This is a genomic window from Armatimonas sp. (assembly GCF_964826245.1).
Genome location: NZ_CBAYMC010000200.1, coordinates 1 through 8,255, shown reverse-complemented (window position 1 = coordinate 8,255; position 8,255 = coordinate 1). Strand labels below are relative to the sequence as shown.

Here is an 8,255-nt window from a genome sequence, read left to right as displayed (position 1 = left end):
TTCGGGTTTTCTCAACAGCAGAGGAGCTAGGCGAATCACCGACCCTTGCCACGCGCCGCAAGAGCCTCGGCACCGATGGCGACTCGCCTGCACGGACTCTCGCCCGCGCCATTGCGGACTCGGCACGGCGGCAGGTGAAAGGAATCTCGGTTTCGCTCACGCTACGCAACGATAGATACGGGCGCGGCGGGGACCATAGCTCGTTTCTGGCGGCAGGCTACCCGGCATCAGTGCGATTCACGGAGCCGGGCGAGGACTGGCGGCACCAACACCAAGATCTAAGAGTGGAGAAGGGCACCAAATACGGCGACCTGCCCGAGTTTGTGGACTACGCCTACCTCACCCGCGTGACCCAAGTCGCCCTCGCCTGGCTCTCCGAGCTCGCCGATGCACCGTCGGCTCCAACACGCGCCACGCTCAAGCAAGACCTGAGCAATGCCACCACGCTCATGTGGTCGGCGGTTGCGGGCGCGGCAAGCTACGAAGTTCTCTGGCGACGAACCACGGAACCGGACTGGAGTGGACAGAAAGTCTTTCCTAACACTCAAGCCATCCTGCCTTTATCCAAAGACGACTATCTCTTTGCCGTACGTGCCATCAGCCAGAACGGTGCACGTGGTCTTCCCATGGTCGTCGGACGGTAGCCCGCAAAAAAAATTGGGTTCTCGCGACGCTTTTTCCGTGATAGCGACGTCTTTATGAGTGGGATGAACAATGACACGATTCGTGAGCTGATCGGGCCGTATGTAGACGACGATCTTCCGACCGAGGCGAAGCGCCGGGTTGAGGAGGCGATTCTGTCTTCTCCAGAGCTGGCATGGGAGGTGCAGTCTCTCAAGATCACGCGGGAGCGGCTCCGCACGGATGCCGGGGAAGTCGTGGCATCGGATGCGTTCCGGGCCCGCACGCTGCGGGCACTCTACGCCGACAATCCTCACCTTCAGACCGAAGACGCAGAAACAAAAATCAATGAAGCCGGGCAGTTCACTTTGCCCATTAAACTATAACCCTCCTCCCCCTGCCCCTCCTCCCGAGAACTCCGGGAGGAGGTTCCGCAGGAGGGGAGTCTCTCTGGACATCTCCCCTCACTCCCCTTCCTCCCAGGATTGGGAGGAGGGGCAGGGGGAGGAGGGTGGAGAAAACCATGCAAGCAATTACCGCACGAAAAGACCTTTATGAGGCCATTCAGACCGTCGGACGCGCCGTTTCAGGGCGCTCGACCCTGCCGATCCTCTCACATATTTTAGTGACGCCACAGGGTGGCAGCACGCTCAAGCTGACCGCCACCGATCTGGAGATGTGGGTGGAGTGCTCGCTTACCGCACGGATCCAAGCGGGGCTGGGCGACATGGAAGAGGCGGGGGGCTTTACCGTGCCCTCGCGCTACTTCACCGAGATTCTGGGCGCACTCCCAGAAGCCGATGTGGTGCTGGACCGGCCCGATGGTGGCAATAAAACCCAGCTACGCTGTGGCCGCTCCGACTATAGCCTGCTCGGGCTGCCTGCGGAGGAGTTTCCGGCCCTTCCTGATGTCGAGCCCACCGCCACGATCACGATGAACGGTGCGGTGCTCAAGGCGATGATCAAACAAGTTGCCTTTGCGGTCTCCACCGACGAGACCCGTGTGATTCTGACCGGGGTTCTGTTTATCTTCAACGGCCCGCAGATCAAGATGGTCGCCACCGACACCCACCGCCTCGCGGTTCGTGGTGGTGTGGCGTCGGCGGGCGAAGGCCAAGGCCAGGCCGTGCTTCCGGCACGCGCCATGAACGAGATCAGCCGCCTTGCCGGGGATGAAGACGAAGTGGTGATTGCGCTGGCGCAGGGTCAGGCTCGCTTTGAAGTCAACAAGAAAAACTCCAACGGCGATACGCTGGCCACCACGACCTTAATCACCCGTCTGATCGAGGGCCAGTTCCCCAACTACGAGCGCGTGATCCCCGGCGGCCACGAGCGCAAGCTGACACTAGAGACCGCCGAGTTCCAGAAAGCCGTCAAGCGCGTCGCCATTGTCGCCCGTGAGAACGCGAATCGTATCGTCCTAGAGACCGAGGGGGCACAGCTCGCGATGTCCGCTGAGGCCGGAACGGTCGGATCGGCGCGGGATGAGATCGAAGTGGCACGCGAGGGCGATGACATTCAGATCGCCTTTAACGCCAAGTATCTAGGCGATGTGCTCGCCGCCATCGAGACCGAAGGTGTTGTACTAGAGCTCACTGAGCCCCTGCGCCCCGGTATTCTGCGTCCGATTGGCGACAACGCCGCCGACTATCTCTGCGTACTCATGCCCATGCAGGTGATCTAATCCGAAGCGTGATGGGATAAGCCGGGGGCGATTCTGCTCCCGGCTTTTTATTTTTCCTCGGGCTGATTTGGCAAAAGCTCTGGGGACTTCTGCACGACATGGGCACCAACGCTGACGAGGCAGAAGATCCCCCCTATAATCGCTGTTCCAAGAGCACGGTCTTGGGCGGAGTAAACGGGAGATGCCTTAGACGGAGGACAGGTATAATCCTGCCCATGGGACTGTTTATTGACGGGGCGATCATCCTGCTCTACTTTGTGGCCATCTCGGCGATTGGGCTCTACATGGGCCGCCGGGAGAAGAACCTCAAGGACTTTGCACTCGGAGGGCGGCAGGTGCCCTGGTGGGCGGTGATGGCCTCGATCATTGCGGCGGAGACGAGCGCGGCGACGTTTCTTGGGGCTCCAGGCGAGGGCTTTGAGAAGCGGAGCCTGGCCTATGTGCAGCTCACGCTCGGGGTGGTGATCGGGCGCTGGGTGGTCGCGACGGTCTTTCTGAAGCCCTACTACGACTACAAGGTCTACACGGTCTATGACTATCTAGCGATCCGCTTCGGCCCGCGTACCAAGAGCTTTGTCTCGATGCTCTTTCTCATCATGCGCACCCTGGCCTCCGGAACCCGGCTGTTTATTCCGTCGCTGGTGATGGTCCTGGCCTGGAAGCTCTTTGCGGAGAACGGGGGCACCACCGTGGCGTTTGCGCAAGTGGACACGGTTGGGCCGTACTTAGTCGCGATTGTGGCGCTGACAATCATCACGGCGTTCTACACGACCAAAGGTGGGATCAAGGCCGTGATCTGGACCGATGTCGTGCAGGCATGTCTGATGTTCGGCTCCGCGCTGATCGCCATCGCAACCCTGCTGAGTCACATCGGTGGCTTCGAGGCGCTCCTGAAAGCCGTCCCGGCGATGGCAAAACCGGAAGGTTACTTAGTGACCGGCTTTGAGCCGCACCTCGTCGCGGAGTGGCAGACGGCCAATAAGCACCTAGGCCCCATGGGCTTTCTTGACTACCTCAAGCTCATCTTCACGGGCGACTACACGATCTTTAGCGCGCTCTTTGGGGCGACCATGATGAATATCGCCATGTTTGGCACGGATCAGGACATGGTGCAGCGCATGCTCACCGCCGAGACACACCAGAAAGCCAAGCGGAGCCTGCTCACTGCGGCCTTTATGGACATCCCGATTGCGGCGGTCTTCACGTTTATCGGGATTCTGCTCTATGTCTACTACCAGCAAGTGCCTGCCAACATGCCCAAAGCGAACTCGGATATCTTTGGGGCGTATATTCTCAACGTCATGCCCGTCGGGATTCGGGGCTTGGTTCTCGCAGGCGTCTTTGCCACCGCGATGGGCTCGCTCTCCGCGGCGCTCAATGCCCTCGCGACCAGCGCCACCAACGACTGGTATGTCCCGGCGCTCGCGTGGCGTGGGAAGTACACCGACGAGGCCGCGATGCAGGGGGCGCGCGGCTTTACGGTGCTCTTTGCCGTGCTGATGGTGCTCGTGGCGAGTGTCTTTGCCTACATGAAGGTCAAGAACCCAGACATTCGCATCATCCCGGTGGTGCTGGGGATCGCAGGCTATATCGTGGGGCCGATGCTGGGGGTGTTCCTGCTGGGGATGTTCACCAAGGACCGGGGCTCGGACAAGGGTAACCTGCTGGCGATCTCGGTGGGGCTGCTCATGACGGGCTTTCTGGGCGATCTACACATCAAGGTGCTCGACCCGCTGGGCATCAAGATCGCGCACCCGGCGTGGCTCCCGACCATCTCCTTTACTTGGTTTGCCCTGATCGGCTCGCTGACGGTCTTCTTGGTCGGGGTGTGGTTCAAGACCCCGCCGGAGGTGCTCGCTGCCGCCCAGCGCAAGGCCGACAACGCCGACGGCGACGACGACCACCTGCCGCCATCGCTGCGCACCGAGACCGAGGAGTAGGACACGATGATAGCGCCTCGCTACAAGTGGCTGGTCGTGGGGATGCTCTGGTTCATCTGCTTCTTCAACTACGCCGACCGGCTCGCAATCTTCTCAGTCTTCCCCCTGCTACAAAAAGAGCTGGGCTTCTCCAAGACCGAGCTGGGGCTGATCGGGGCGGCCTTCACCTGGGTCTACGCGCTGACCGCACCCTTGGCAGGGCATGTGGGAGATCGGCTGCCCCGCAAGATGGTGATCCTGGCGGGGCTCTATGCCTGGAGTTTGGTGACCGGGCTGACGGCGCAGTGCACGCGGGTGATCCACTTTGTGCTGGTGCGTGGGGCCGAGGGGCTGGGGGAGACCTTCTACTTTCCCGCATCGATGGCCCTCATCAGCGACTACCACAGCCCGCGGACCCGCTCCCGTGCGATCGGGTTCCACCAGACCAGCATCTACGCCGGGACGATCGCGGGCGGGGCGCTGGCCGGCTGGATGGGGGAGCGCTACGGCTGGTACTCCCCGTTCTGGGTGCTGGCGGTCGCGGGAGTTCTTCTGGGGCTCGTGCTCCAGCGCTTTATCCACGAGCCGCAGCGCAACCAGGCCGAGCGCGAGGAGGGGGCACGTGACGAGGAGGGCGAGCCGGTGGCCGTGCCGATGCGCCAGTTCCTGCGGGAGTTCGCCCAGACCAAGACCGCGGTCCTGCTGATTATCGCCTACTTTGGCGCGAACCTGGTCGGGCTGGTCTTTCTGACCTGGATGCCGACCTTTCTCACCGAGAAGTTCCACCTCAAGCTCGCGGTGGCGGGTCTGGGAGCCACTCTCTTTATCCAGCTGGCGAGCATGGGCGGCTCGCTCCTCGGGGGCGTGGTCGCCGATAAGTGGAGCCGGACCAATGCCGGGGGGCGGATTCTTGTGCAGGCGGTCGCGACCCTGGTCGGGGCCCCGTTTATTGTCCTCTGTGGCTGGACCCGCGACCCCTGGGTGCTGATTGTTGCGATGTCGTGCTACGGGCTCTGCAAGGGAATCTACGACTCTAACCTCACCGCCGCCTTCTACGATGTCATTCACCCGTCGCGGCGGAGCACCGCCACGGGCCTGATGAACTTCTTGGGCTGGCTCGGGGCGGGCCTGGGCTCGCTGGTGATCGGGGTCGCGGTCGATCACGGGGTGACCATGAGCGCCGCGATCTCCTCGACCGGCCTGATCTACCTCGGTGTCGCCGCGATTCTGTTTCGGGCCGCACGCACCCGGCTAGCGTAGAACTTCTTTCCAGTGCGCCGGGGTCGGTATCGGCTTGTAGGCGATATTCAGGTCCGGGGTCTCGAGCTTCACGCCGCTCTGGAAGTGGCTCTCGATCCCGTAGGCGAGGATGCCTGTGGTCAGGGTCGTGCGGGCGCTCGGGGCGGTGGGCTTGCCGGTGAGATACATCTCCTCCAGCGCCCGGACGGTCGCGGAGAAGTGCTTGAGGCGCGGCACCTCGTCGAGAAAGTACGAGGCCGCCACAATCTCTTTCTTGCCCCTCTCGCGGTAGCCAAAGGCAAACTCCTGCGAATACCCATTGGGCATCAAGACCGTCATCCGCTGGCCGTCGCGGTACTCGATATCGTAGGCGTAGACATCCTTGGTGTAGTCCTGCGGCTTGCCCGTCGGCTTCTTCAGCGACCCCAGCGCGGCATCGGCGATCTCCTTGGGCCAGCGCCCTTGTTGGTGCGCCTCCCAGACCGCCGCGCCACTGAGCACCTGGACACTCTTGACCCCCGTCTCGCCGCCGGGCCGGTTCTCGACAATGCGCTGGCCGGTCTCGATGGAGTGAAAGCCATACGACTCCAGGCCGCCGTAGCCCACCGCGATCACGTGGTCCAGCTTGCCGTGAGGGAGCGGCACGAGCGGCTCGAACTTGGCAAAGGGCAGGCTACTGCCCGCCATCCAGGGAATCTTGAGCTCCTGAATCGTGCGCCACATGTACTTGGCCCAGGTCCAGTTCCACGAGAGGTGCTTGTCGTTGAAGACCGGCACGACCCGGCCGGACTGCCGAAAGACACTCACGACCTGGTCAAAGAGCTCCCGGCGGGGGTAGAGCTGCTGGCCCTTCTCATTGAGCGGGTAGGTGCCGTGCTCCCCGATAATCACCACGCCATCCACGGCCAGGGTATCGCCGCCACAGCAGAGTGCGGTCGCCACCGACGGATAGAGCGGGACCCCGTGCTTCTTGGCGGTCGCCAGCCCGATATCGTTCGACGCCACCTCCATCAGGTGCATCGCCACCACCTCGCACTGCGGCGGCTCAAAGTGATCGTCGAACTGCTTGCCTTCGAGAAGCTTGGTGCAGTAGCAGATCCCGTGGCTGGTGGCACCGTACTGGGTGAGCAGGACCGCGAGTCGTGGCTTCGGTGCCCGGAGAAGAGACATGTTCATAGCGCCAGTTTCGCGTGCCCCTTGAGACATTCCTTCTTCAACCTCTCCCCAACCCCTCTCCCCAACCCCTCTCCCGGGCGTTCATCCCTCACTGGGAGAGGAGGGCTGGGGAGGAGAGGTTCGCTTCGGGTATAATCTAGCCATGTCCACGCACACCGAGCTTCGCGCACACGTTGCCGCCGTCTTGCCGCAAATTATCGCCTTTCGCCATGATCTTCATGCACACCCAGAGCTTTCTGGGAGCGAGGAGAACACGGCGCGGAAAGTCGCCGAGGCACTGACCGCGGCGGGAATTCCCCACGAGACAAAAATTGGTGGGATGAACGGAATTGTAGCGACGGTTCAAGGCGGCAAGGGCACGGGCAAGACCATTGCCCTGCGCGGCGATATGGACGCGCTGCCGATCACTGAGGAGAACAATGTTCCCTACAAGAGCCAGAATCCCGGCGTGATGCATGCCTGTGGCCACGATGGGCACACCGCCAACTTGCTTGGAACGGCGCTGGTGCTGAACGCGCTTAAGGATAGCTTCGCCGGAACGGTGAAGTTCTTCTTCCAGCCCGCCGAAGAGACCGTCAGTGGCGCGTCTACGATGGTGGCGGCGGGCTGTATGGAGGGGGTGGACGCGGTGCTCATGCTCCACGGCTGGCCAGATTTTGCCGCAGGCCAGCTTGGTCTGCGTGTTGGCCCGGCGATGGCATCTTCGGACTCGTGGCGCTTGACGATCCAGGGTGAGGGCGGGCACGCGGCCTATCCCCACAAGACCGTAGACCCCGTGTTTGTCAGTGCCCAGCTTGTCACCGCGCTCCAGAGCCTCGTCAGCCGCGAGCTCTCGCCCACGGAACCGGTTGTGGTGACCGTCGCCATGCTCCACGCAGGGACGGCCCGCAATATAATCGCGGAGAAAGCAGAGCTTGCCGGAACCGTGCGGACGCTCAACAAGGCCATCCGCGACTCGATGCCCGAGCGCATGGAGCGGATTATCAAAGGTATCTGTGACAGCTTCCGCGCCACCTACGCCTTCACCTTCAGCCCTGGCACGCCGCCAGTCATCAACGACGAAGGCATTGTCGCGCTGGTTCGCGAAGTCGGCGAGGAGCTTTTCGGCACAGAGAACCTCATCACACTGAAAGAGCCCACGATGGGCGCCGAAGACTTCTCGTTCTACCTAGAGCACGCCCCCGGAGCCATGATCCGCCTCGGCACCGGCTGCCCGTATCTGCTCCACACCCCAAAATACGACTTTGGTGACGCCCCGCTAGAAACTGGTATGCTCCTCATGGCAGAAACCACCCGACGGTTCCTCCAGTAGTTAGGACGTGTACTCCCGCTTACCACGCCTGACTCTCTTTGCGACGCTGGGTTTGTATCTGGCGTTTCTGTTGCCACGGCTTTTGTGGATAGACAACACCGGGGTCTGGGTGGGGCAGGAACATCTCTGGAGCGACTGGCCCTGGCACATTGCGATGATGCGCCAGCTCGCCGATGGGGCGTGGACGCACCCGCTGATCGGGGGGGAGCCGCTCAACTACCCGTTTGCGATGGCACTCCTCTCGGCGGGATTGCTGAAGCTGGGAATGGGCGTGACGGCGGCATTTCTCTTTCCCATCCTGCCG

Annotated in this window: 8 protein-coding genes; 7 read left to right on the top strand and 1 reads right to left on the bottom strand. The window is 62.2% G+C overall.

Features of this window, described 5'->3' with window-relative positions; translation table 11 throughout:
• The 5 genes from AC1XOS_RS16835 to AC1XOS_RS16815 form a co-directional block, all read left to right on the top strand.
• Positions 1 to 644 (top strand): M28 family metallopeptidase (locus AC1XOS_RS16835; protein WP_481963385.1); only part of this gene is annotated, 644 nt, incomplete at its 5' end.
• Positions 645 to 698: 54 nt separating this feature from the next.
• On the top strand, positions 699 to 1,007 hold the full coding sequence (locus tag AC1XOS_RS16830; RefSeq protein WP_481963384.1) for an anti-sigma factor family protein: 309 nt from the start codon (positions 699 to 701) through the stop codon (positions 1,005 to 1,007).
• A gap of 137 nt (positions 1,008 to 1,144) precedes the next feature.
• Entirely contained in the window at positions 1,145 to 2,305 is a 1,161-nt protein-coding gene (gene dnaN / locus AC1XOS_RS16825; protein ID WP_481963383.1) for a DNA polymerase III subunit beta, read from the top strand.
• 215 nt (positions 2,306 to 2,520) lie between these two features.
• Positions 2,521 to 4,245, top strand: a complete 1,725-nt coding sequence (locus tag AC1XOS_RS16820; protein ID WP_481963382.1) for a sodium:solute symporter — start codon at positions 2,521 to 2,523, stop codon at positions 4,243 to 4,245.
• 6 nt (positions 4,246 to 4,251) lie between these two features.
• Positions 4,252 to 5,484, top strand: coding sequence for an MFS transporter (locus tag AC1XOS_RS16815; protein WP_481963381.1), 1,233 nt, complete (start codon positions 4,252 to 4,254; stop codon positions 5,482 to 5,484).
• Here AC1XOS_RS16815 and AC1XOS_RS16810 read toward each other — a convergent pair.
• On the bottom strand, positions 5,476 to 6,639 hold the full coding sequence (locus AC1XOS_RS16810) for a hypothetical protein (RefSeq protein ID WP_481963380.1): 1,164 nt from the start codon (positions 6,637 to 6,639) through the stop codon (positions 5,476 to 5,478). The genes AC1XOS_RS16815 and AC1XOS_RS16810 overlap by 9 nt on opposite strands.
• A gap of 142 nt (positions 6,640 to 6,781) precedes the next feature.
• Here AC1XOS_RS16810 and AC1XOS_RS16805 point away from each other — a divergent pair, with 142 nt between their 5' ends.
• Both AC1XOS_RS16805 and AC1XOS_RS16800 read left to right on the top strand, forming a co-directional pair.
• Complete coding sequence (locus tag AC1XOS_RS16805; protein WP_481963379.1) at positions 6,782 to 7,951, top strand: M20 metallopeptidase family protein; 1,170 nt, start codon at positions 6,782 to 6,784, stop codon at positions 7,949 to 7,951.
• 7 nt (positions 7,952 to 7,958) lie between these two features.
• Positions 7,959 to 8,255, top strand: a 297-nt coding sequence (locus tag AC1XOS_RS16800) for a hypothetical protein (RefSeq protein WP_481963378.1), incomplete at its 3' end; no start/stop codon positions are given.